Origin of the sequence: Pseudomonas sp. GM55 (genome assembly GCF_000282395.1) — a bacterium.
In the GTDB taxonomy this organism is placed as follows: domain Bacteria; phylum Pseudomonadota; class Gammaproteobacteria; order Pseudomonadales; family Pseudomonadaceae; genus Aquipseudomonas; species Aquipseudomonas fluorescens_CC.
Genome location: NZ_AKJJ01000055.1, coordinates 26,164 through 52,702 on the forward strand (window position 1 = coordinate 26,164; position 26,539 = coordinate 52,702).

The 26,539-nt window shown below is 59.9% G+C and carries 15 protein-coding genes; 7 read left to right on the forward strand and 8 right to left on the reverse strand.

Translation table 11 applies throughout. The annotated features are described in order from the left end of the window. Positions 1-35: 35 nt before the first annotated feature. Both PMI31_RS16130 and PMI31_RS16135 read right to left on the reverse strand, forming a co-directional pair. Entirely contained in the window at positions 36-1,736 is a 1,701-nt protein-coding gene (locus tag PMI31_RS16130) for an aspartate:alanine exchanger family transporter (RefSeq protein WP_008019206.1), read from the reverse strand. Between the two features lie 102 nt (positions 1,737-1,838). Next, positions 1,839-3,176, reverse strand: coding sequence for an MFS transporter (locus tag PMI31_RS16135; RefSeq protein WP_008019207.1), 1,338 nt, complete (start codon positions 3,174-3,176; stop codon positions 1,839-1,841). Between the two features lie 229 nt (positions 3,177-3,405). On the opposite strand from PMI31_RS16135, the gene PMI31_RS16140 reads away from it, so the two are divergent. Both PMI31_RS16140 and PMI31_RS29980 read left to right on the forward strand, forming a co-directional pair. Continuing rightward, the gene (locus tag PMI31_RS16140) at positions 3,406-3,972 is read left to right on the forward strand and encodes a nucleotidyltransferase family protein (RefSeq protein ID WP_008019208.1); all 567 of its coding nucleotides are present in this window, start codon (positions 3,406-3,408) and stop codon (positions 3,970-3,972) included. Positions 3,973-4,029: 57 nt separating this feature from the next. Then, entirely contained in the window at positions 4,030-4,191 is a 162-nt protein-coding gene (locus PMI31_RS29980; RefSeq protein WP_008019209.1) for a DUF2986 domain-containing protein, read from the forward strand. A 108-nt stretch (positions 4,192-4,299) separates the two neighbouring features. Here the strand turns inward: PMI31_RS29980 and PMI31_RS16145 are convergent, their stop codons facing one another. Then, positions 4,300-5,622 carry a DUF1329 domain-containing protein gene (locus PMI31_RS16145; RefSeq protein WP_008019210.1) on the reverse strand — a complete coding sequence of 441 codons (1,323 nt, stop codon included), beginning with the start codon at positions 5,620-5,622 and terminating at the stop codon, positions 4,300-4,302. 368 nt (positions 5,623-5,990) lie between these two features. Here PMI31_RS16145 and PMI31_RS16150 point away from each other — a divergent pair, with 368 nt between their 5' ends. Then, positions 5,991-8,897: a sensor domain-containing phosphodiesterase gene (locus PMI31_RS16150; RefSeq protein ID WP_008019211.1), complete on the forward strand. Its 2,907-nt coding sequence runs from the start codon at positions 5,991-5,993 to the stop codon at positions 8,895-8,897. 70 nt (positions 8,898-8,967) lie between these two features. Then, positions 8,968-9,546 (forward strand): eCIS core domain-containing protein, encoded by a 579-nt coding sequence (locus tag PMI31_RS16155; protein ID WP_008019212.1) that lies wholly within the window; start codon positions 8,968-8,970, stop codon positions 9,544-9,546. 84 nt (positions 9,547-9,630) lie between these two features. On the opposite strand, the gene gfa is transcribed toward PMI31_RS16155, so the two are convergent. From gfa to PMI31_RS16175, 4 genes are all read right to left on the reverse strand, one after another. Continuing rightward, complete coding sequence (gfa, locus tag PMI31_RS16160) at positions 9,631-10,206, reverse strand: S-(hydroxymethyl)glutathione synthase (RefSeq protein ID WP_008019213.1); 576 nt, start codon at positions 10,204-10,206, stop codon at positions 9,631-9,633. A gap of 129 nt (positions 10,207-10,335) precedes the next feature. Next, positions 10,336-11,202, reverse strand: coding sequence for a patatin-like phospholipase family protein (locus PMI31_RS16165; RefSeq protein ID WP_008019215.1), 867 nt, complete (start codon positions 11,200-11,202; stop codon positions 10,336-10,338). Between the two features lie 86 nt (positions 11,203-11,288). Beyond that, entirely contained in the window at positions 11,289-11,909 is a 621-nt protein-coding gene (locus PMI31_RS16170; RefSeq protein WP_008019217.1) for a LysE family translocator, read from the reverse strand. A 282-nt stretch (positions 11,910-12,191) separates the two neighbouring features. Then, positions 12,192-13,364 carry a DUF1624 domain-containing protein gene (locus PMI31_RS16175; RefSeq protein ID WP_008019218.1) on the reverse strand — a complete coding sequence of 391 codons (1,173 nt, stop codon included), beginning with the start codon at positions 13,362-13,364 and terminating at the stop codon, positions 12,192-12,194. Positions 13,365-13,905: 541 nt separating this feature from the next. Here PMI31_RS16175 and PMI31_RS16180 point away from each other — a divergent pair. Further along, entirely contained in the window at positions 13,906-14,598 is a 693-nt protein-coding gene (locus PMI31_RS16180; RefSeq protein ID WP_008019219.1) for a response regulator, read from the forward strand. Between the two features lie 63 nt (positions 14,599-14,661). Here the strand turns inward: PMI31_RS16180 and PMI31_RS16185 are convergent, their stop codons facing one another. Then, positions 14,662-16,158: a sensor histidine kinase gene (locus PMI31_RS16185; RefSeq protein WP_008019221.1), complete on the reverse strand. Its 1,497-nt coding sequence runs from the start codon at positions 16,156-16,158 to the stop codon at positions 14,662-14,664. Positions 16,159-16,230: 72 nt separating this feature from the next. Between PMI31_RS16185 and PMI31_RS29985 the strand changes: the two genes are divergently transcribed. Both PMI31_RS29985 and PMI31_RS16190 read left to right on the forward strand, forming a co-directional pair. After that, the gene (locus PMI31_RS29985; protein ID WP_081500311.1) at positions 16,231-16,653 is read left to right on the forward strand and encodes a hypothetical protein; all 423 of its coding nucleotides are present in this window, start codon (positions 16,231-16,233) and stop codon (positions 16,651-16,653) included. Positions 16,654-16,950: 297 nt separating this feature from the next. After that, positions 16,951-26,539 (forward strand): peroxidase family protein (locus PMI31_RS16190; protein WP_008019222.1); only part of this gene is annotated, 9,589 nt, incomplete at its 3' end.

Here is a 26,539-nt window from a genome sequence, read left to right on the forward strand (position 1 = left end):
ATCGCGAGCAAGCTCGCTCCTACAGGTGAGCAGCGTCAATTGGCGAAGACCATGGCGAAGTAGCCAAGGACCGTCAGCAGGATTCCCGAGACTGCAAAGGCTACGGGAAAACCGACCCAGGGCACGTTGCTGCCGATCTCCGCCGCGGCCTCGAGGCACGGTCCGGAATGACTGCGGGCGCCGGCCATACCGCCCATCAATACCGCCGGATTGATTTTCATCAAGTGATAGCCAACCACCCAGACGGCGATCGGCGGCAGCATGCAGGCGACGAAGCCCACCAGGAATATCTGCACGGCGAGCGTTCCCGTCAGTTGAGCGAGCAGGGTGGCGCCGGCATTGATCCCGACAATGGCAACGAACACCAGCAGGCCCATGTCCTCAAGGATGTTACGCGCAGCGTTTGGCGTATTGCCGAAGAAGCGCAGGCGCGAGGACAGGGACGAGACGATGATGCCCGACACCATCAGGCCACCGGCGCTACCCAGGCCGACCGAAGCGCCAAAGGCGGGGAACTGGATCAAACCGATCAGCAGCCCCAGGGTCATTCCGGCAAACAGTGTCAACAAATCGGTCAGGCTGCTGGGCCGGGCGATGACGCCGAACAATTCGCCCGCGCGTTGCACCGCGCCGGACAGGCCGGTGACGAAAAGCACGTCGCGGCGTTGCAACATAGTCTCCGGCCCCACGGGTAGTGGTACACCGCCACGCTGGATGCGAGTCAGCTGAAGCTGCCCGGCCAGGTCCAGTCCGCGGAACTCCTTGAGCTTCTTGCCGATGACGGCTTTCTCGGTGACCAGGATCTCCGCATGATCCAGTGTTACCGCGAGCGCCTTCGCGTCATCGACCTCCGGGCCGATCAGGCCGATGTTGGCGGTGAGGCCCGTACGTGTGCCTCCAAGGGTAATCACATCCCCCAACTGCAACCGGATATCAGGGTCTGCCCCTATCGCCTCATCGCCGTGATGCACATTGACGATACGATATTCAGGGAATCGAGCGAGCAATTCGCGGATGGTGAGGCCGGCAGTCGTGCGGTTTTCCAGGCGATAAGCACGCAATCCGAAGGCCTTGTCAGCGGTGAGGCCGTCGTCCTCGAGATCATGCATCCCATGCTGCTCCTCATAACGACGGGCTGCCGCCTTTGCATCGACACCCCACCAGCGCGGCATGTATTTGCACATCAGTACGATGCCGACGGTGCCCCAGATGTAAGTAATGCCATAGGACAGGGTAATCATCGCGGACACCCCCTCGACCGTGTCGCCCGGTGCGAGGTGGACGGCGCCTGAGGCCACCGCCTGTTCGGCCGAGCCGATGGCGGAGGACATGGTCGTGGCCCCGGCGAGGATTCCGCCGGCCGCGCCAGTCGGCAAGTTCAAAAGACGGGTGCCCACGACCACTACGGCCAGACTGAACACACTGCAAATGACCGCCAGGAGGGTGAACTTCAGCCCGTCATCCTTCAGGCTATTGAAGAAGGAGGGACCGACGCGCAAGCCGACTCCGTACATGAACAGGTAGTAGAAGAGGTTCATGGTGAACGTGTCGAGCTTGAACGTGACGCCATAGAGGGATGCGGCAATGGCGATGCCACAGCCAACCACGATGGCGCCGCCGACTGTACCCAATCCGTAACCCTTGATGGTGAAGCGGCCAATCAGCACCGCCAGGCTCACCACCAGGAACAGCAGCATGTAGGGGTTGGCATTGAGAAACGCAAAGAGTGCCTGCACGGGTTGATTCCCCCTTTTTCGCCACGTTAATGCCTGATGTTCGGAAACTTCAGGCAGTAGCGTAGCGTGTGAATCCGGGGCGGTTGACCCGCAACGCCATTTTCAGGCCGCAGCGCTCACGCTTGCGCCTTTTTCCTGCGACGCAACGTCATGCAGGGAAATCCTTGAAGTCTCCGGTAATGCCAGCCCGCCCGCCAGCGCGAGCAATGCAACAGCGATCAGATAGAACGCCGGCGACAGGTTGCTGCCGGTGGTGCTGATCAGCCATGTCGCCACCAGCGGAGCGGTACCGCCGAAAATGGTGTACGCCATGTTGTAGGTGATCGCCGAGGCGGTGTAGCGGGTACGGGTAGGGAAGGTTTCCGAAAGCAGGGCCGCCGTCACCACACCACACAACACCGCGCCAATCGCCAGGAGCATGACGCCGACGATGGACGCTGCGAACGAGCCGGAACTGGCCATCAGAAACGATGGGTACACGGCCACGATCAACAGCGCGCAAGCCGTCATCACCGTCACCCGACGCCCGACCCGGTCCGAATACAGCCCGGCCAGGGGGCAGATCGCCGCGGCGAACAGCAGTGCAATCAGTGATACCAGCAACGCCGTGGCGCGACTCAGGCCACCCGCGACTTGCAGGTAGGTCGCGAAATAGGTGGTGAACATATAAAACGACAGTGCCGTCAGGGACACAAAAGCGCCCAGGCAACAGATCGCCGCACCATGGTTGCGCAAGGTTTCCTTGAGTGGGGAGTGTGCGACCGCATGTTCCTGGGTCACCGCCTGGAATGCCGGTGTCTCATCGAGCTTCCAGCGCAAGTAAAGACCTACCAGGCCCAGGGGCGCGGCAATCAGGAACGGCAGACGCCATCCCCAACTGCCCATGGCTTCGGCCGACAATGACGCCTCGAGTGCGTAGGCCACCACGGCTGCCGCGGCAAACGCGGAAAATGTCGACACCGGAATGAAGCTGCCGTACCAGGCGCGTTTGTCACTCGGTGCATGCTCCATCAGGTAGGCACAGGCACCGGCGTATTCGCCACCGGCAGAAAAACCCTGAGCGCAACGGATCAGGGAGAGAAGAACCGGCGCCATGACCCCGATCGCCGCATAAGTGGGCAGCAGACCGATCAAGGTCGTCGCCCCGGCCATCAGCAGAATGGTCATCGCCAGGGTTCGCTTGCGGCCGATCCGGTCGCCGAGCATGCCGAAGAAAATCCCGCCAAGGGGCCGAAACGCGAAGGCCACGGCGAATACCGCAAAGGTCTTGAGCAGCGCGGCACTGGCATCGCCGCTAGGGAAAAATTGCTGGGCAATGGTCGTGGCCAAAAAGCCATAAACGGCGAAGTCGAACCACTCGACGAAATTGCCGATGCCGGCGGCCACAATCCCTCTTCTCAGCGTTTGCGGGCTGACTTGTTCCATCGTTGCGTTCGTCATGCTTGACCTCGACAATTCGTCAGTAAGCTATCGATTATCGGGGTAGGCTATGAGGCGACACACTTCAAAAGTGTCATCCGCATAGTCAACACCGACTTCGTGCCGTTGAATCACGCATGATTCGCGCCAGATTGACCGAGGGAGAGCAAAGGGCAATGTCTTCTCGAATTTGAAAAGCACCGAGGGTATTGTCGGTCGCCGGGACCCGTTCGATTTTTAAGGAATGACAATGACATTGACTGTCGAAAGCCTCGTCAGGATCGCAATGACCAACCCGGTAAACGCAGAAATTTCCGCTCGCTTGCCTGAGCTCGGTTTGAGCCAATGCATGCTCACTGCCGGTTGCCTGTTCCAGGCCGTGTGGAATCATCAGTCTCAGCGACCGCCAGAGTGGGGCGTGAAAGACTACGATGTCTTTTACTTCGATGACGACCTGTCGTGGGAAGCCGAAAATGAGGTCATCCAATCAGGTCAGCGTCTGTTCCGGGACCTCGACGTGAACATTGAGTTCAAGAATCAGGCTCGCGTTCACCTGTGGTATGGCCAGCGGTTTGGTGGGGATTATCCAAAACTTGAGTCGGCCAAGGACGGGATTGATCGCTACCTGATTGCCGGCACCTGCATCGGTCTGGATGTCGAAACGGGCGAGGTCTATGCGCCCAACGGTCTGGCCGACACAGAGTACGGGCTGCTTCGAATCAATCCGAAGAATCCCCGGCCGGACTTGTTCGATCAGAAGGCGAAAAGTTATCAGGCTCGCTGGCCCTGGCTCAGGATCATGGCGCCGCAAAGTTGAATCGGTTGAATGTCTCAAGCTGATATCATTGAAGAATTACAGGCTGAGTAGCACAACATGAACCGTCAAAAGAAACTGAAGCAGCTGTTCAAGGAGAAGGCCAAAAAGGCCAGTGCCAAACTGGCACCGAAGAACAAGCCTAAATACATTTGTAAAGCCGACCGATTGAAGCTGGCGGCTGAAGCCAGTCAGGACCCGGTCACTTCCTCTGAGAGCTGATCCTTGTAGCTCGCGCACCACTCGAAAACTCAAGCCCCAGGTTCTTTCGAGCCTGGGGCTTTGTCATGTAGCGGTCATGCATCATCGATGCGTTGCATCAAGGCAGACCTAGCGAATACCGCTACCCGCCATCGACTCTGGCACCCACTGCGCCGTCGACAGCGGCTCGATGTAACGGATGCCACCGTGGGGGCCGACCACGCCGTTGATGTTATAGGTGCCTTTGGACAGGTCGTAGGTCATGAAAGGGGTGGCGTCCGGGACTTGCTGGTCATAGCTCTGGCTGAAGAACGCGAAGGAGCCACGATACAACTGGCCACTGGTGTCGTACTGATCGGAGGCCACCGCGGCCCAGGTATCTTCATCCAGGTAAAAGCGGCGCTTCTGGTAGATGTGCGTCGCACCGGGCTTGAGGTTGCCCTCCACGACGTAGACCCGGTGTTTTTCCCAGCGTACGAAATCCGGGGCAATGAAATTGGGGGTGGTCAGCGATTTGGCGTTGCGCGCGTAAGTGAGTTTGTAGGTGTTGTAAGGCACGATCATTTCCTGCTTGCCGACCAGCGTCCAGTCATACAGCTCGAGTGCACGGGCGGTACCGGGGTTGGGTGTGTCGTAGGCCAGGATCGAAATCTGTTTGACCCGGCGCTGGGCAGGCATGTACTGCCAGGCGCGGCCAGGAAACTCTGTGGCATTGGTGGCGTTCTTGAGCATGATCGACTCGCCGGCTCGGCGCGCAGGCCCGGTGTAGGACAGTTTCAACTGATAATAAATGTCCGAGCTGCTGAACGGCTTCGACAGGTTCTCGTAAATCGGGAAGGACACGTATGCCTCGCCGGTGACAGCCAGGCTCGGTACGCCCGCCGTGTCGACGCTCCAGGAGTCGTACTTGGAGTGGATGTTGACACCCTGATAGCGCAGCAGGAAGTTCCACATCGCTTCGGCGCCTGATTGCGGGATCGGGAACGGCACTCCGGGCATCACATTGTCGATGGCGATCCCGCCGTCGAGGGACTTGGCGTTGGTGGCATTCCTGCGGCTGTTGTCCAGTATCGCCTGTGGTAGCGATGCGGTGCGGTGGGTCGGATACACGTCGATGCGAAAGCCGGGGTAGCGCCTGGCCAACGCTACGGTGGTGGCGGTCAGCAGGTTTTTGTACGAATCGACGTTCTTGCCGTTGATCACCAGCAGCGGTTTTTCGTCTGCAAAGGGGTCCGGACGCATGCTGTCGCCGGTCTTGAAACTGGATGGGGCCGTGGTCAGGCCACCGTTGTAGGGCGGAATGGAGCCATCGGCATTACCGGCCTTTTCGGCACCCACCCACGTCAGGCTGGTGCCCAGTCGCGCGGCTTCATGACTCGATACATAGGCATGGGCATCGATGGCCAGCGCCATCAGGGGTAGGCCAGCCAGAAGACTTTTCACGAATTTCATATTGTTATTCTCCTGCCTGGCGTACCAGGCAACTCGTGACTCAGGCGCCGCGATGACATCCGTCGGCTCTATCGCCAGAGGCTTTTTCAGAACCTCCATTAAAGAGCCGGTGATTCGGGGACGCTTTTCATTTGACGACACTCCCTTGGCTATTCATGACAGACCCGGACGCTTGCCGAGGGTGTGGCGAGCGGAAATGGTTGTGCCGGACGGCCAGTAGCGAATAACTTGTGGCCCGTCCCAAAATTGGCTTTAAAGTGAACAAAATTATTGAAAAAAACCGCTATAAGCTTTTAATGGGAAGCTAGATGGCGTATTGCTATCAATCGGCAAGTGAGTTTCAGCAGTTTTTGGCTCAGGGAGCGCTGATGAGTTTTCGTACATTGACCGATTCCCCACGGCAATCGAGCCATTGCGAAGTTGCCGCACTGCAGCCACCAGGAAATTCTGAAACTGTCGGCATGGCTTACGCCGGCAATGACGACACGATCGAACACTTGCTGGATTCAGCACGCAATTGGGCCCATACCACCGCCTGGGCGTTTTATCGCGTCGGTGAACCAATGCATTGGGTCGGGCAAGGCGACCCGCAGGTGCAATGGCCTTCAAGCGTTGCGAATGACGAGTTTGAAGCCTTTTGCCTGACCTCCAACTTGCACCGTTGGCCGACCGGTAAGGGCGAAAGTGTGCTGGGTTGGCTGCTCGCGCCAGTCAATGAGGCTGCAGAGCCGGCGTTCGCCGAGTTTGCCCAGCGCCTGGGTATTCAACTGCAGACCAATACCCTGGCCCGTGCGCAGATCACTCAGCGTGTGCTGTATGAAATTACCTATCTGGCCAGTTCGACCCGTGACCGGTCGGTGTTTCTGGTGGGGGTTCACCGGCTGCTGGCCAGCCTGATCGACGCCGAGAATTTCTATCTGGCGCTGTATAACCCGCACACGGGCAAGATCGACTACCCGTATTACGTCGACATCATCGACGTTGATGCCCTGGAATCGGAAAACTACGAATACCTTGACCGTTCGCGCCTGTCGCTGACCGGGCAGGTGTTGACCACTGGCCAGCCGTTGCTGATCGACGCCGCCGGCATTCTCGCGGCCCAGGCCGAAAACCGTTTCTACTGCGTGGGTGATCGTCCCGAGTTCTGGATGGGCGCACCGTTGAAAAACGCCTCGGATGAGGTGTTTGGCATGCTGGCGATGCAGGTCTACGACGTTTCTCGCATCTACAGCGCTGAAGACCGCGCGCTGTTTCTGGTGGTCGCCCGCCACGTGGCCATGGCGCTGGACCGGATTCTGCACCGAGAGGACCTGGAAGAAACGGTGATGCGTCGTACCCTGGAACTTTCGGCACTCAACGACGCATTGCGCCAGGAAGTGGCCGACCGGGAGCGCGCCGAACATCTGCAGAGCGCGCTGTTCCAGATTGCAGAACTGTCCAGCCAGCCGGGTGACATGGCCGAGTTGTTTCAAACCTTGCATGGCATCGTCGGTGATCTGCTGTTCGCGCAGAACTTCTACATAGCACTGTTCGACGACGCGACCGGTGAAGTGACTTTTCCCTATTACGTGGATGAGCGGCAGACGACTTGCCCGGCGGCACGGCGAGGGCGCCGGGGCTTGACTGAGTATGTGATCCGTCAGCGTCGACCTTGCCTGATTGATGCCCCCGAGGCCGAAAGGCTGTCTGCACAGGGTGAAATCGAAGTTGCACATGAAAACGTACGCTCCTGCTCCTGGCTGGGCATTCCATTGTTCGAAGACGACGTGGTGCGTGGCGTGCTGGCGGTGCAAAGCTATACCTCACAGGTGCGCTATACCCTGCGGGACCAGGAACTGCTGACGTTCGTGTCGCGGCACATTGACACCGCGTTGTCGCGGCGCACGGCCGCCGAAGCGATCCATACCGCCAACCTCAAGCTGGAAGCCCGGGTGCAGAGCCGCACCCGCGAACTCGATCACGCCAATGCCAAGTTGCAGCACGAAAACGCTCATGATGCGCTGACCGGGTTGCCGAATCGCACCTATCTGCAACAGCGCCTCAACCGGGCCTGGTCACGGTTCCGCAGCGAAGGCGGGCACCTGGCGGTGATGTTCATCGATCTCGACCGCTTCAAGATGGTCAACGACAGCCTCGGCCACCACTTTGGCGACCTGCTGTTGATGCAGGCGGCCCAGCGTCTGCGCGGCTGCCTGCGTGACACCGACATGCTGGCGCGCCTGGGGGGCGATGAGTTTTCGGTGCTGGCCCCCGAGGCTCCGCTAGAGGTGATGATCGAAATCGCCGAACGGATCCTGGTGGCGTTCGACCTGCCGTTTTTCATCAATGGCCATGAAGTTTTCTCGTCGTGCAGTATCGGTATTGTCAGCGCCGACAGTCAGTTCCACCACGAACCCGCCGACTTGCTGCGCGATGCCGATGCGGCGATGTACCGGGTCAAGAGTGCCGGGCGCGACAGTTACGCGGTGTTCAACCAGGAAGTGCGTCGTGAAGTCTCGGATCAGGTCGAGCGTGAAGGGGCCTTGCGCAACGCGCTCAAGCGCACTGACGAACTGCTGCCGTATTTCCAGCCGATCGTCAGCGTCGAAACCGGTGAACTGTTGGCCCTTGAAGCGCTGATCCGTTGGCATCAGCCGGGTGGCCGGGTGATCGCGCCGGGCGAGTTCTTGCCGGATGTCGAGGGTTTGCGCCTGATCGGTCGACTGGACCTGTACATGCTGAACAGTATTGCCGCGATCCTCGCACAGCCCGGGCACGGCAATTGGCCTCCCGTACACGTCAATTGCTCCAGCTACAGCATGACGCGTCCCGACTTCGCCAGTGAGGTGCTGGCACTGTTGGCGCAGCACCAGGTCTCGCCATCGCGAATCTGCCTGGAGTTGACCGAAGGGGCACTGGTCGCCGAGCCGGCGATTGCCCGCCAGACCATGCAGCAACTGGCTGACAACGGCATGTCGGTGGTGCTCGATGACTTCGGTGCAGGGTTTTCATCCCTGAGCTATGTGCATCAATACCGTTTCAGCGGTTTGAAAATCGACAAGTCGTTCATCCTCGAACTGACCACCAGTGCCCGCAGTCGCGCGATCGTCCGGGCGATTGTGCGGATGGCCGAATCGCTGGACCTGAGTGTGGTGGCTGAAGGGGTCGAGGATGAAGCAACGCTGGACCTGCTGCGTGAAATGGGGGCAGGGCAAGCCCAGGGTTATCATTTCGCCCGGCCGATGGGGTTGCAGGCACTGTTGGCGAGTTCAGTGTTCGGTCGCCAGGATTCTTGATGTTTTGAGGCACAAGCATTGACGCGATGCCATGGAATGAACAACGCTCGGAAAAAAACTGGAGCGCCCAATGCCGCCCATCACCGCGCGCCTGCTGGCGTTGTCTGTTCTTTGCCTGGCACTTGAAGTGCCAGCCCAGAGCAACGGCTGCCCGGCTGGCGAGAAACAAGTGTGCCTGGACGGCTGCATCTGCCTGCCAGACCTGGTGCCTGATGACGTCTACCAGATCGCGGCACCTGCCCTGGCCCTGTGGCTGACCCAGGCCCGTGCCGAAGCCGCCAGCGCCGACCTCCAACCCATGCCAGCGCACATCCGCCAGCAGCTGCTGCACTGGTACGACCCCGGCGTCCTCGATACCGCACGCTACAAAATCAGCGACAACGGCCAACTTACCGCCGCCAATGCCATGCTGCAAAACCCCGATGTCGGTGCCGTGACGCTGATCGATATCATCCTGTTCCGGGACGCTCAATCCGCCGAACAGGACATCGCGCTCTGGGCTCACGAACTGAAACATGTGCAGCAGTATCAGGCGTGGGGGGTGCAGGGATTTGCCCAACGCTATACCCAGGATTTCAATGCCGTGGAGGCGCCGGCTTATGCCATACAGGCTGAGGTCAGGCGGTCGCTGCGCAAAGAGACTTACTGAAGTGACTTTGCCGTCATTGCTGCCTGCTTCAGGGCAGACAGCCCGGAGCCGCGGTCCGGAAAAGAAACCGCGGTGACCGATCAATCAGGCGGGGAGCAAGCCTTTCCGTTTGGCGACATGCGTCGCCATTGCATCCATCAAGTCCGGGGACAGGCAGTCATAGGGCTCAAGGCCGATCGAGCGCAGGCGCTCACGAATAGCCTTCATTTGCGCTGGCGGTGTGCCGGTTTCGATGATGGAGGACACGAACGCCGCGAATCCCGGCGCAGCCCATCCGCTCTGTGGCGAAAGCTCGGTGTGGACGAAGTCCAGACCATAGAACGCATGGTCCTTGTTCTCGATGCGCCCAAAGAGATGGGCGTGACACTGCTTGCAGGCGTGGCGCTGGATGGTCGCGGATTCGTCGACAATCGCCAGTTTTTCGCCGTGGGCAATGACGCTGACCTTATCTCGAGGCACTACGGCGATGACGGCGAATATCGCGTTTTTCGGTTTCCAGCATTTGCTGCAGCCGCACGCGTGGTTATGCAGGGTTTGTGCGTCGATCCTGACCTCGACCTTGTCGGTCGCACACAGGCATTGCAGGGTGCCACCGGTGAAATTCGTGGCGGCGGGTTGGATGCCATTGTCCAGTGCAGGGTGAAGTTGCAAGGTGCTCATGCTGGCGTCTCCATTTCAGGGTGTCAGACAAAATTGCCCGGGGCTGTACCCCAGACCGGTAGTTCATTGGATTTCGAAAAGAACACAATGCATAAACGGTTGACCTCCTTCGGGGCGACCGGTCGGTTCTCAATGCTCATGGGCATGTGAATGGATGGTCAAGGCACCCGGTACCTTGGTGCGTTCGAGCCCTCCACGGTCCAGCCACCGCAAGGTCTGCGTATAGGCGCGCTGCAACAACGACTCGGTCTGGTCAAAGTTGAACACCGAGACATCCACGGGGCACAAGGGCGGGACGATGTGCAGGCTGGTGAGCGTGCGGAAGTGTTCGATGTCGCTCACCAGTTGGCGCATGCTCATCAGATTGACGGTGTGCAGGGCCAGGGCGACCAGGCCTCGGGGCGGTTGTGTCAGGGCGCAACTCACGCCGGTGGGGATGACCACGACGTTGGTGGCGCCCAAGGCTACGGCAGTCGAGATAGGTGTGTTGCTTGCCACGCCGCCATCAACCAGGAACCGGTCGGCGATTTGTACGCAGGGGAACACCAGCGGGATGGCAGCGCTGGCCAGTAACGCCTGTTCGAGTTCGCCACTGGACAGAACGGTTTCGGCACCACTGAGCAGATCGGTGGTGACGATGTGCAGGGGCAGCGCCGCCTCCTCGATGCGATGAATGGGCAGTGCCTGACCCAGCAATCGGTTCAAGGCCGCCGGCTGCAACAGAAAGCCACGCCGTTTGATCAGTCCTCTACAGGTATCGAGCCAGGAGAGGGGAAAGATGTCAGCTTTACTCAGCCCCCGCCAGAATCCGGCGAGTGCCTCGACGCCATCGGAATCGGGCCTTGCGGCAAAGTAGGCACCGTTGATAGCACCTACCGAAGCGCCAACCACCATGTCGAATCGAACATTGGCCTCGACCAGGGCCCGCAACATGCCCACCTGCACCGCACCCAGGCTGCCGCCACCAGCGAATACGACTGCGGTTTTGGTCGCCATGGTCGAAGTCTCGGCGCAGAAATGTATCGAATGAGTGTAGCTGACGGATAACTGTTACTTGCGGGTGCACGCCGCTGAGACTGTTCTCAACGCTTGCTAAAGGCCAACCGAGCTGCGAACAGCACAAAGACCAGGCCTGTCGCGCGATCCATCCAGGTGATGACCTTCTCACGCCGCAGAACGCCGGCGAGTTGTTGAGTTGCGCCAATCAACGTCGACGACCACAACAAACCGAGCACCACGTGAATGCCGACCAAGCCGAATGTCCAGGCAATCAGGTTGTGCCCCTGGGGAATGAACTGCGGGAGAAAGGAGACGTAGAAAATCCCGATCTTGGGATTGAGGACGTTGCCCATCATGCCCTTCAGGAACCAGTTTGCATTCGGCTTTGCGTCCGCTTCGACGGGCGACAATGAGTTGCGTGGACGCAGCAACATGTTCAATCCGAGCCACGCCAGGTAAGCGGCGCCGCAGTACTTCAACAGGCTGTACGCCAGCTCCGATAGCGCAATCAGCGCACCCAGGCCAAAGGCGACGGCAGCGCCCCACAACAAACAGCCGGCATTGATGCCCAGTGCAGCGCGAAACGCCTGCTGCTTGCCTTCCACCGTTGCGGTTCTCAAGACCAGAGCGGTATCGAGGCCCGGTGTCAGCGTCAGCAGGGTGGCGGCAAGGGTAAAGGCAAGGAGGTTGTCTGCAATGGACATCGGCGTATGACTTCAAAGTGATGAAGCGCGAACGTTAGCACATGGCTGATCGGCTTCAGACTTCGCTGAGTGCTCTAATGGAGGCGATTCTACGGGGTCAGTCATTGATCGAAGAATACGTTGGTACGACCCGCTGTATCGTGCTCGGTAAGGCCTCTCGCATTCCTGATCGCACTGATGAGAGGGTTGAGTATAGGCGCGACACGTATCGTGTGGGACTACCCCCTTCCTGTAAATCGCTTGACCCACTGCATCACGGCTTTACCAGCGCGGCGCTGCCGGTCAGAAATACTTGAGCCAGCCGATATCGCGACGACGTGCCTTCAGTGCGGCGAACCAGCGCACCGGTAAATACAGCGACGTGGCCAGGAGCATCGCCGTCAGCCACACGGCCCAGATGCCGTCGAACCCGAAGTAGTTACCCTGGTTCAAACCGAACAGTGCGACGCCGATCAGATACAACACTTTCAGTACGTAAAGGTGAAGCAGATAGAAGAACATGGGTGCCGCTCCAAATACCGCCAGGGTGCTGATCCACTTGCGTTGCTGAGCGCGTTCAAAGCCGAGAAGCAGTAACAACCCCACCCCTAGAGTCAGAGCAAGGAACAGCAGGGAAGGCGGATATTTTGTGATGTTGAAAAAGCTCATCAAGCTTTGAACGGTGCTTTCGTAGGCCACCCAATGGGCTTCGCCATAACCATTGGCAAGGCGCAATACCATGAAGCCTGTCAACGCTCCAATGCCTGCCAGTAACAGGTTGCGTTGACGCACAGTGATGCAGGCCGAGCGAGCAAACCAGGGGCCGATGCAGTAACCCAGGGCGATCACCCCGATCCAGGGCAGAACAGGATAGGAGGTACGCAACCTTAGCCCTTCGTATACGTCGATCCAGCCGCGATCATGGAGCACCGCCCAAGGCACGTGCATCGTTGCACCGACCGGGAAGTGCAGACCATCGAGCAGGTTGTGCCCGGCGACGATGAGCACACCCAGGGCAAACAGGATTGGCCTTGGCAGCCAGACCAGTATGGCAAGGGCAATCATGCTGACGCCGATGGCCCAGATCACCTGCATGTAAATCACAGTGGGTGGGAACTGGAATGTCCAGGCGAAATTCACCAAGGTGAACTCCAGCAGTACCAGGAACAGGCCGCGCTTGAACAGGAAGGTGGAAATGTCGTTCTTGCCCTGGTGTTTTTCGCCGTACAGATAGGCAGACAGTCCAGTGAGCAGTACGAACACGGGGGCACACAGATGAGCGAGCGTCCGGCTGAAAAACAATGCCGGTTCGGTCGTCTCGATCCCCATCGGGTCAGCTACCTGGCGGTGCAGGAAAAAAGTCTCTCGCACGTGATCCAGCAGCATAAATATGATCACCAATCCCCTGAGGGCATCGATGGACAACAGGCGCTGGTTTAAGCGCGAAACGGGCGGAACCTGAACAGAGATCGTCATCGGAAATCACAGGATGGGAGTGAATAGCTCTGCCAATAGTCACTGACAGCTTGAGAGAGGTTATAATATAACATGCTGTCATGTCTCTGTCCCGTTGCCTTTCGAATGTAGCGAATGACTCAGGGATATGAGCACCCTCCGTGCTGCGCTAATGAACACTTCGTCCCAACAGATTGACTCCAGCGCGCTCCGAGAATGACCCCGACAAAGGCGCTCGGTGAAACAGGGCCGCTGCTACCTCCAAAAATGGGGCATTTCACCCACCCAACCGGGCGTTTACCACCTGATTTGAGGAATATTCCCCGCCTCACCCGTTCTCTCGTTTGAAACACTCCAAAACATCTTGTTAATTGATTTGAGCTTTTTCTTCGCCCTATTGAAATGGCTCATTAGTTGCAGCCCTCAGGTACCGGTAATAGCTGTCGTCCCGGACATCATTGAGACGACAGGGCTTGCCAGGTTCGGCATGACGCGAGGGGCGAAAAATGAAACGCGCGATACCATCAGGCAGCTCCCTCGCCTCTAATGAGAGGAGCTTCTTATGAGTTCCATGATCAAGATTGGCATCGTTGATGATCACCCGCTGTTAAGGGATGGGGTCACAATGGCGCTGAAGAAGATAGCTGACTTTCAGGTGGTCGGGCAGGGCGGGTCTGCCGATGATGCCCTGGAAATTGCCGCTTGTTTTGCTCCGAATGTGTTGCTGATGGATGTAAATATGCCGGGCGACAGCTTTGCTGCCGTGCGAGCGATCTCGGCTTCTTCGCCGGCAGTTAAAGTTCTGATGCTGACGGTATCCGAGTCCATCGAGGATGCCTATTCCGCCCTCGAAGCGGGCGCGCAGGGGTATGCGTTGAAAGGCATAAGCGGTCGTGAGCTTGTCCAAGCCATCCGGAATGTTGCCGGTGGTGAAACCTTCATTACACCCAAACTTGCCAGCAAGCTGTTAAGCAATTTCAGAAACCACGCGGGTGACAAGCAAAAGGTCGAGCTGACCCATCGCGAAGAACAGGTTATCCGGGAGGTATCGAAGGGCCTGACCAACCGCGAGGTTGCTGTCAAGCTTGAGCTCTGCGAGAAGACCATCAAGCACTACATGACGAATGTCATGTACAAGTTGCGCGTTCGTAACCGGACGCAGGCAGTCGCAGCAGTGAGACGACATTGGGAATCTAACCATATACCTGGCTTATGCAGTGCTCTTCAACGCCGCGACTTGAGTGACAACGGTTAGCCAAATAACCAGCCATTAGCGTTTCCGGTGACTTGAGTGCAACGATCATTTTGGTACGGGTGATCAGATTTTGAACTGCGCCCTGGCTTTGGTTCCGGCATGGGGCGCTGATTCAATAGTGAATATTCCGCCGAGGGATTCGACGCGATAGCGCATGCCGACAAGGCCCAGATGAGTTCTACCTCGACCTGGCACGCTCGGTTTCTCGTTTGAAATACCCACTCCCGCATCTTCGACCTGCACTTCCAGCAGGCCTTCGGAGTGAGAGGCGCTGAGCTTTTGGCCTTTTCCTGCGGCGTGAATATAGGCATTGTTCAAAGCCTCCTGGGCGAAGCGGTAAATACAGATTTTATGCGCTATCGGTACGTCGTCTGGAAGCGTATCAAGCTCCAGGTCGACTCGCGTCTCGGTTCGCTCTTCGTGCCGCTGCACAAGTAATACCAGCGCATCGTGCAGGGTCAGGTCATTGACTTCCGGAACCGCCAGGCCGAGTGATATTTCCCGCACTTCGTTTAAAGCATCCTCGCCGGCACGTCTGATCATTTCGAGGACCTCCATATCTGAAGTGCCTGCCAAATCTTCGAGCTCTTCAAGACGAAGGAGAATAAGTGACAACAGCTGGGCAGGACCATCATGAAGATCTGCCCCGATCCGGCGAAGGGTGAGTTCATTGATTCTGGAGAATTCGCGATTGGCTGTACTGACTTTGTGCTGAAGGGCGGCATTACTCGAGTGCAACCTGGCTTGCTCATCCATTCGCCATTGAAGTGCTGTTTCCTGCAGCTTTATTATCTTGTCGCCACGCCGAACGATAAAAAACAACAGCAAAATCATCGCCATCGTTGCTGTACCAACAATCGCCCATACTTTCTTGCGTACGTTATTGATTTCGCGCTGTAACGCTTCCGCGGTTTCGTAGAACTCACCCACCGCAACAATCTTTCCAGTACCCGCTTCGCGCAGTGGAGCAAAAATTTCATAGAACGGAATATTCAGGCTTCGCTCAAATGCATCCTCGGTATCATCATCACTATCTTCGTTCAGTTCTGTATAGATCTTGCCCGCCAGCGCCTGTGTGATCTCCTCTGTCGGAAAATTTTTCCTGAACGTGGACTTATCGGTGCTGTAGACAATCGTGCCGTCCGGGAGCCAGATCTTCACCGAGACAACATGTGTACTGAACGAGGTGCTGGACAGCAGGTGATCAATGGTCTGAACAGTTCCATCGGGGAGTTCCCTGGCAGTGGTCAATCCCTGGACGAAAGGTTCGAGAAAATTCTCCATGTAACGCGCCCCGGTCTCTGCCGCCGTTTGAACCGTTGCATCTTCGATACTCTGGCTGACGAGGTTTCCAACGAACGTCATGGTCAAACCCAGAATGATTGTGGCGCAGATCACGAACTGGGTTGAGCGGCTCAAATGGCGCAATTTCCCACAGGTGCTCTGTCTCCCGGGCACGCCTCCACTGGACGTTTGGCCAACGTCTGATTCGACCAAGGTCTGATCCGATTCATTGACCAAGGTCCCAGAATTTGGTTGGGCTTTCGTCTCTGTACACATCCGGGTAGCACCTCAATACTCATTTTCAATGGAGTGTAAAGCTGGCGTTTGAGGATGAAGGCGGGAGGCGCGATGAATAATTTGAAAAGGTTCTCGACCAATCTGGATAACCGCTATTTCCGGCAACAACAACCGGGGGTTACTACCCATGAAGTGGTCGGCCATTCGCGCCTCGTACTGTCACCTGATGGCCATACAGACCAGGATGGACACGTCTGCACGCCTGGCATTCAAATCAAACCCGGTTCACCACCAGGCGCGTGGAACCAGTCTCCATTAGATACTAGTCAATTCGTGGTCGCTGCCAGTTTTCTCATGGATAAAAGGCTTGTTGACGAAGCCGCATGGACGCAGAACCGTGCCATCACCCCTCAGGAAGTCCCGGACCATGGCGATCTTCGCCAGCCTGTTCCGGCCAATGACTCCGGTCGCTGGATGTGTGGCATCTGTGACAAGCCCACTATGCCTGAGAGAGCTTCATGGACAGATGTATAGAGCCCCGATACGTGACGGGGCATTTAACAAGTTTCACCTTCTATTCAACCTGCGTTCACGGGCCGTCGCCTCCTTGAGGCGCAATACCAGCCTGTAGGTACGGTTGTCACAGGGAATTGATCCTCAGTTGAGCACTGCTGATTGCATGCAATCCAGTAGGGGCTCGGTGCGGCCGTGTAACCAGGTCCCGTCATTCAACTTTTGATTTCTTTTATGGGGTAAAGCACTAAACCACGCGTTTGCAGCCGTGTTTCATGCGTGTGGTTTCCTGATTAGTTGAGCATCGAGGAAACAACCATGGCCAGCTTCATCAAGTCCGATCTCGAGTTCATTCTCGAACAAATTTTCATCGCTGAACGGCATGCGGCAGGCGCGAGCCTGATAGACATGCTGCCGAACGTAGAAGTACCTTTCGGCCTGCGCACCGTCTCCGGTATCAACAACAACCTGGCCGATCCCCAGTTCGGCGCCGCCGACAACATCTTCCCGCGCATGACGCCGCCGGTGTTCAATACCGCGCAGGTACAGCCGGCCGGATTCTTCGGCCCGGCCGATCCTGGCGGGACCACGCCGACCTCCTACCTGCAGACCAGCGGTTTCGTCTTTGACTCGCAGCCGCGCACCATCAGCAACCTGATCGTCGACCAGACCGCCAACAACCCGGCGGCGGTCGCGGCCGCAGCGTTCAATCCGGGTTCACAGACTGTCACCAGCCCCGGTCTGGATGGCCTGTTCGGCACCGCCGACGACGTTTCCGTCTTCAAGATCCCCAATATCACGCCAGACGCGGGCCTGACCGTGCCCTTCAACGCCTGGATGACCTTCTTCGGCCAGTTCTTCGACCATGGCCTCGACCTGGTCACCAAGGGCGGCAGCGGCACAGTGTTCATCCCGCTACAGCCCGACGATCCACTGTTCGTGCCGGGCAGCCCGAACAACTTCATGGTGTTGAGCCGGGCCACCAATCTGCCCGGTCCCGATGGCATCCTCGGCACGGCCGACGACATCCACGAACAGCAAAACACCACCTCACCGTTTGTCGACCAGAACCAGACCTACAGCTCGCACCCCTCGCATCAGGTATTCCTGCGCGCCTATGAGCTCAACGCCGCCGGCGATCCGGTCGCCACCGGCAAGCTGATCGAGAATCGGACTGCCGGTGCCGACGGCATCCTGTTTACCGCTGACGACGTGACTGGCGGCATGGCCACCTGGGCAATCGTCAAGGCCCAGGCGAAAGCGCTGCTGGGCATCAACCTGACCGATGCGGATGTGTTCAATCTGCCGCTGCTGGCGACCGACGCCTATGGCAACTTCATCAAGGGGCCCAACGGCCTTCCGCAAGTGGTGATGAAGGGCGCCGATGGCATTGCCGGTACCGCCGACGACATACTCGTCGAGGGTAACCGCGCCGCTCCCATCGACCTGACGAACGCCGTGCGCACCGGCCACCAATTCCTCATCGACATTGCGCACAGCGCCGATCCGACCGGCGGCCTGGCGCCCGACGCAGACAACATCATTGGCGGCCCGCAAGCGCCCGGCACCTACGACAACGAGTTGCTGGATGCGCACTACATCGCCGGCGATGGCCGGGTCAACGAGAACATCGGCCTGACCACCGTTCACTCCGTCTTCCACCACGAGCACAACCGGCTGGTTGACCAGACCAAGCAGACGGTGCTGGCCTCCGCCGACCTCGATTTCCTGAACAAGTGGCTGATGCCCGACGCCCAACTGACTGCGTTGCCGATAACGCCGGCCGACATCGCGGCCCTGCACTGGAACGGCGAGCGGTTGTTCCAGGCCGCCAAGTTCGGCACCGAGATGCAGTACCAGCACCTGGTGTTCGAGGAGTTCGCGCGCACCATCCAGCCGCAAGTGGACGTCTTCCTGGCACCCATGGGTAACGACACCACGATCGACCCGTCGATCGTCGCCGAGTTCGCGCACACGGTCTTTCGCTTCGGGCACTCGATGCTGGTGGAGACAGTCGATCGTTTCGATGCCAACTTCAACGTCGTCGGCGACGGCAATCCGAGTGTCGCGGGCAATCAACAGACCGGCCTGATCGCGGCCTTCCTCAACCCGCTGGCATTTGCTGCGAGCGGCCCGACCCCTGAGCAGGCGACAGGCGCCATCGTACGTGGCCTGACCCGTCAGGTCGGCAACGAGATCGACGAGTTCGTGACCGACGCGGTGCGCAACAACCTGGTCGGTCTGCCGCTGGACCTGGCCGCCCTCAATCTGGCGCGCGGCCGCGACACCGGCATCCCGTCGCTGAACGCGGCGCGGCGCGAGTTCTACCACATGACCGGCGACAGCCAGTTGACCCCCTACACGAGCTGGGCCGATTTCGTGCAGCACATGAAGCACCCGGAATCGCTGATCAACTTCATCGCCGCTTACGGCACGCATCCAAACATCACTGGCGCTACGACGCTGGCGCTCAAGCGCGCCGCGGCTGCGGATATCGTGCTCGGCACCGGCTCGGCGCCGGCTGATCGCCTGGACTTCCTGCACAGTACCGGCATCTGGGCCAGCACCGCCGGTGCGGACGGTATTCTGAACACCGCAGACGACGTGACCACCACCGGCCTGGACGCCGTCGACTTCTGGATCGGTGGCCTGGCCGAGGAGAAAATGCCGTTTGGCGGCCTGCTGGGTTCGACCTTCAACTTCGTCTTCGAAACCCAGTTGGAAAACCTGCAGAACGGCGACCGCTTCTACTATCTGGCGCGCACCGCGGGACTCAACTTCGGCACTGAGCTGGAGAACAATTCGTTCGCCAATCTGGTGATGCTCAACAGCGACGCGACACACCTCCCGGCCAACATCTTCCAGACGCCGGCCTTCATCCTGGAAACCGATCCGTTGCACCAGTTCAACCAGAGCGTGGTGGCCGGCCCCGACGGCATCGTCGGCACGGCCGACGATCTGCCAGCCAACGCCGACCCCTTTGGCCCATCAGACCACCCGATCGGCTCACCACGGATTGACCATTTCACGCCGCTGGTGATCCGCGACAACCCCGACACACCCGCCACAGCAGGCCCGGATACCAACTACCTGCACTACACCGGCGGCGATACGGTCGTGCTCGGCGGCACGGCCGGCAACGACATCCTCATTGCCGGCGACTCGGACGACGACACCGTCTATGGCGACGCCGGCAACGACCGGCTCGACGGCGGCTACGGCAACGACAACATCTTCGGCGGCACCGGTGACGACATCATCACCGACATCGGCGGTGACGACGTCATTCGCGGCGAGGACGGCAACGACGTCATCCAGGCCGGTAACTCGACTCTCGCCGGCAACAACCTGGTCCTCGGCGGTGCGGGCAAAGACTTCATCATCACCACCGAAGACATCACCATGACCTTCGGCGGCGCGGGTGACGACTTCATCCTCGGCGCCAAGGTCAACCTGGCGCCCACCGGCAACGAAGGCGATGACTGGATCGAGGGCGGCACCCAGGACGGTGCGCCCGGCGATAACATGAGCCCGACATTGACCGACGATGTGCCTGGCAACGACATCTTCATCGGCACCGGCGGATTCGATGAAATGATCGGCGAGGGCGGCGATGACGTCTTTGTCGCCAGCGACGCGCAAGACAAGATGGACGGCATGTCCGGGTACGACTGGACCACCTACAAGAATGACAAGTTCGGCGTGACCGTCGACATGGTCGTTCCGTTCTTCAGTCCCTATCACCCGGTGGCCGATGCAACGGGCAATATCGTGGGTGCATTCGGGCAATCGCCCGATGCGGTCTATGACCGGTTCGCGGAAGTGGAGGGCCTGTCGGGGTCGGCCTTCGGCGACTTCCTGCGCGGCGATGAACAAAACGCAGCCATCATCGCCAACATCACGGCCAGGGGCAGCATCCTCACCAACTTCGATCTCGTCAGCGGCCTGCGGGCCTTCGTCGGCAGTGCCGGTTTCGGTGCCGACGGTATCGGCGGGACGGCCGACGATCAGTTCGGTGCGGGCAACATCATCCTCGGCGGCGATGGCAGCGACATCATCGAAGGCCGTGGCGGCAGCGACCTCATCGACGGCGACAGTTGGCTCAACGTACGCATCAGCGTGCGGCAGAACATCGATGGCACCGGGCCGGAGATCGCCAGCTTCGACAGCATGACGCAGATGATCCCACTCATGCTCAATGGCACCTTCAATCCTGGCCAGCTCGTCGCCGTGCGTGAGATCCTGCCCGGTACATCCACAGGCGGGGCTGCGTTCGACACCGTCAACTTCCTGGGCCCTCTGGCGAACTACACGATCGCCGTCAACGGCATCGTCGTTGATCCCGCCGTTCCCCTCAATATCGTCGGCACCGACATCGTCACCGTGACCGACAATGTCGGCCAGGAAGAAACCGACCGTCTCACCAACATCGAGCGGCTGCAGTTCTCCGATCAGGCAGTGGTCCTCGTGCAGGGGGTCAACGCCGATCCTGTGGGTGCGCTGACGGTGAGCAACACCGCGCCGACCGTAGGCCAGACGCTGACCGTGTCGGCGGCCGGCATCACCGATGCCGACAACGCGGGCGGGGCGATCAACAATTCCATCAGTTACATCTGGCAGTTTGAAGCGGCACCGGGCTCGGGCGTCTTCGAGGACATCATCCTCGGCCCAGGCCGCATCGGTATCGGATTTACCAGAGCGGACAAGCCCACTTTCACTGTGACACCGGATCTATCCGGTCTGGCAATCCGCGTCAAAGCCTTCTATGTGGACGATCATGGTGTGACCGAGCAGGTATTCTCGGCACCCACTACCGCAGTAGTGGCTGCAGCGCCGGCCCCGGTAGTGGCGCCTTCGCTGATCGATCCGCAGACCACTGCCCCAAGCAATGGTGTGCGTTACACGCAATCCGACCTGGCGTTCATCCTTGACCAGATCAAGATAGCGGAACACCACGCGGCCGGTGAGAACCTGAACTCGCTGCTCGACAACGTACGGATGCCGTTCGGTTTACGCACGGTCGAAGGGACGGACAACAACCTGCTCCACCCCGAGTTCGGGGCTGCCGATAATGTATTCCCGCGCCTGACGACACCGAACTTCCGCACGGCCGAAGCCGGCTCGAGCTACACCCAGACCAGCGGCCTGGTGACCGACTCGCAGCCGCGCACCATCAGCAACCTGATCGTCGATCAGACTGCGCACAACCCGGCGGCGGTCGCGGCCACCTTCGATCCCGGTGTGGATGGCATCCTCGGCACGCCTGACGATGTCCTCAAGGCTGGTGCGCAGGTGGTTACCGGAACCCGCACCGACGGCACGACGTTCCAGACCTTCTTCGACCCGAACGTGAGCCCCGACGCGGGCCTGACTGCACCCTTCAACCAATGGATGACCTTCTTCGGCCAGTTTTTTGACCATGGCCTGGATCTCGTCACCAAGGGCGGCTCAGGCACAGTGTTCATTCCGCTGCAGCCGGATGACCCGCTGTTCGTGCCCGGTAGCCCGACCAACTTCATGGTGCTGACGCGCGCCACCAATCAGCCCGGCCCCGATGGCGTTCTGGGCACGGCCGATGACATCCACGAGAACACCAACACCACCTCGCCGTTTGTCGACCAGAACCAGACCTACAGCTCGCATCCCTCGCACCAGGTGTTCCTGCGCGCGTACGAGTTCAATGCTGCCGGTGATCCGGTGGCCACCGGCAAGCTGATCGAGAATCGGACTGCCGGTGTCGACGGCATCCTGTTTACCGGTGACGACGGTTTGACTGGCGGCATGGCCACCTGGAAGGTGGTCAAGGCGCAGGCGAACGCGCTGCTGGGCATCCACCTCACCGATGCCGATTTCGACAACGTGCCATTGCTGGCGACCGACGCCTACGGCAATTTCATCAAGGGTCCGCACGGTTTTCCACAAGTGGTGATGAAGGGGCCGGACGGCATTGCCGGTACGGCCGACGATGTGCTCGTTGAAGGCAATCCGGCGGCGCCCATCAGCCTGGTCGATGCTGTGCGCACCGGCCATGCCTTCCTCAACGACATCGCGCACACCGCCGTTCCGGTGGACAGCCAGACCGGCGCAGCACTCGCGCCCGATGCGGACACTATCGTTGGCGGTACACCAGCGCCGGGCTTCTACGATGACGAACTGTTGGACGCGCACTACATTGCCGGCGACGGTCGGGTCAACGAGAACATCGGCCTGACCACCGTCCATTCCATCTTCCACCATGAGCACAACCGCCTGGTCGATCACACCAAGGCGGTGGTCCTGGCGACAGCGGCAAGCGGCGACGTGTCCTTCCTGAACGAGTGGCTGCTGACACCCGTCACTGCCGTTCCCGCCGATACCACGTCCCTCGACTGGAACGGCGAGCGCCTGTTCCAGACGGCGAAGTTCGGCACAGAGATGCAGTACCAGCACCTGGTGTTCGAGGAGTTCGCGCGTACGATCCAGCCGATGGTCGATCCCTTCTTCGCCCCGGGCCAGGTGTACGACACCGCGATCGATCCGAGCATCGTTGCCGAGTTCGCACACACCGTCTATCGCTTCGGGCACTCGATGCTGCTGGAGCAGGTCGATCGGCTGGCTCCGAACTTCGCCACGAGCGATATCGGGCTGATTCAGGCCTTCCTCAACCCACTGGAGTTCGCAGGCAGCGGTCCCACTCCGGAACAGGCCGCCGGTGCCATCGTGCGCGGCGTAACCCGTCAGGTGGGCAACGAGATCGACGAGTTCGTCACTGAAGCCCTGCGCAACAACCTGCTGGGTCTGCCGCTCGATCTGCCCGCCATCAACCTGGCGCGCGGCCGCGATACCGGCATTCCGTCCCTGAACGCGGCGCGGCGGGAGTTCTATCTGCCCACCGGCGATGCAGAGCTCAAGCCCTACACGAGCTGGGCCGATTTCGTGCAGCACTTGAAGCACCCGGAATCGCTGATCAACTTCATCGCCGCCTACGGCACGCACCCGACTATCACCGCCGCCACCACGCTGGCGGACAAGCGCGCCGCGGCTGCGGACCTGGTGTTAGGCAGCGCGACCGCACCGGCTGACCGTGTCGACTTCCTCAACAGCACCGGCGCCTGGACCAGCACCGCTGGTGCGGACGGTGTTTTGCACACGGCAGACGATGTGACCATCACCGGCCTGGATAACGTCGACTTCTGGGTTGGCGGGCTGGCCGAGGAGAAGATGCCCTTTGGCGGCATGCTCGGCTCGACCTTCAACTTCGTGTTCGAGAACCAGATGGAGAAACTCCAGGACGGAGACCGCTTCTACTATCTGGAACGCACCGCCTCGATGGACTTTGGCGCGGAGCTTGAGAACAACACATTCTCCGCGCTGGTCATGGCCAATACCGACGCCACACATCTCCCGGGCAGGGTTTTCCTGACACCGGCCTACATTCTGGAGACCAACCAGGCGAACCAGTACAACCCGAGTGTGATTCCCGGTCCCGACGGTATTGTCGGCACGGCCGACGATCTGGCGGCCAATGCCGATCCGTTTGGTCCGTCGAACCATCCGATTGGCTCACCACGCAGTGACTTCCTCACGCCACTGGTGATCCGCGACAATCCTGCCACACCTGGCCTGGTGGATACCAACTACCTGCACTACACCGGCGCTGATACCGTCGTGCTGGGCGGTACGCCCGGCAACGACATCCTCATTGCCGGCGACTCGGACGACGACACGGTCTATGGCGATGCCGGTAACGACAGGATCGATGGCGGCTACGGCAACGACCAACTCTTCGGCGGTACCGGTGACGACATCATCACCGACATCGGCGGCGACGACGTCATCCACGGCGAGGAAGGTAACGACGTCATCCAGGGCGGCAACGGCCTCAACCTGATCCTTGGCCAGGCCGGTCAGGACTTCATCATCACCGGCGAAGACGCAGCCGACTCCAGCGGCGGTCTGGGCAACGACTTCATCCTCGGCAGCAAGGCGAACGAGTTCGCGCGCGGCGGCGAAGGTGACGACTGGATCCAGGGCGGGTCCGCTGACGGTGTTGCCGGTGACAACTTCGACGCATTCGGCAACGATCCGATCAATGGCAACGACGTGTTCATGGGCGATGGCGGACCGGACAACTTCGACGGGGAGGGCGGTGATGACATCATGGTCGGCAGCCCTAGCGAAGCGGACCGTTTCATCGGGTTCTCCGGTTACGACTGGGCGACCTACAAGGACGATCCGGCCGGCGTGACCATCGGCCTCAACTCCAGGCTGCGCTTCTTCGACCAGCCGCAGGTGCCCGGTTCCACCGCGTCGATCCTTGCCCGGCTGGACCTGGTGGAAGGGTTGTCGGGATCGTCACACGCCGACTTCCTCAGCGGCGATGATTCCACTGCCGCATTGCTCGCCGTCGCTGGCGCCAAGGGCAGCGTGCTCACCAACTTCGGCCTCATCAACGGTCTACGGGAGTTCGTCGGCGCCGCCGGCAACGGAGTGGATGGCATCGCCGGCACGGCCGACGACAAGTTCGACGGGGGCAACATCGTCCTCGGCGGTGCTGGCAGCGACGTCCTCGAAGGCCGTGGCGGCGATGACCTCATCGACGGTGACAAGTGGCTCAACGTACGCATCAGCGTACGGGCGAACATCGATGGCACCGGCCCGGAAATCGCTACCTTCGACAGCATGACACCGCTGGTTCCGCTGATGTTGAACGGCACCTATAACCCCGGCCAGCTCCAGGTTGTCCGTGAGATCCTGACTTCGACCAGTCCCGACTTCGACACCGCGTTGTTCTCCGGCAATCGGCTGGATTACAACGTGGTCAATAACGCCAACGGCACCTGGACGGTCACCGACAGTGTCGCTGGCAGGGACGGGACTGACACCCTGAGCAATATCGAGCGGTTGCAGTTCGCCGATCAGTCGGTTGTGCTCGGCGGTGTGAACTCGGAGCCGGTCGGTTCGCTGAGGATCGACGATCCTACGCCAGCCGTCGGCCAGACGCTGACCGTCTCGGCGGCCGATATCACCGATGCCGACAATACCGCGACTGGCGGCGCGATCACCAGCCCCATCAGTTACTTCTGGCAGTTCGAAGCGCGCCCGGGCTCGGGAGTCTTCGAAGACATCACCTTCTTTGCCGCCGGTGAGGTCGCGCGCGCGGAGGGTACGACCGTCACGGTGGGCTCGGAACTCAGGGTCCCACCACCAGCGACTCTCATTGGCGCCGTGCCGGCTATTCCGCAACTCGTCGTGGCAACCGGACTGGCTCTGCGCGTCAGGGCGGTCTACAAGGACGCCAATGGCGTGCTGGAGGAGGTGTTCTCGGCGCCGACCGCACCGATCACGGCGGCCGGTACCGGCACCGTCAATGTCCTGCCGGTTGGAACGGTGCTGATCAGCGATACGACCCCGACGGAAGCCTCGGCCTTGACCGCCACGGATGCGTTCACCGACGCCAACGGGACCACGACCTCGGTGATTACCCATCAGTGGCAGGCGGGAAGCGGTGCGATCTTTACCGACATTGCCGGCGAGACGGGCACGACCTTCACGCCCGGCCAGGCGCAGGTCGGTCAGCAACTGCGGGTCGTCGCGAGTTATACCGATGACCTCGGCACACTTGAGCGAGTCACCTCTGCGGCAACGACAGTGGTCGGTGATCTGTTTGTCGGTACCGCCGGTGTCGACACATGGACCGGCACGGCAGGTGACGACGTGGCCAGCGGAGGTGATGGCAACGACATCCTGAACGGCTTGGGCGGCAACGATATCCTCAATGGTGACGCGGGCAATGACGTTCTCATCGGGGGGGCGGGTGCCGATACCATGGCTGGAGGCGTTGGCGACGATATCTACGAAGTCACCGACTCTGGGGACGTGGTGACCGAGCTCGCCGGTGCCGGCAACGACACGGTCTGGACCTCGC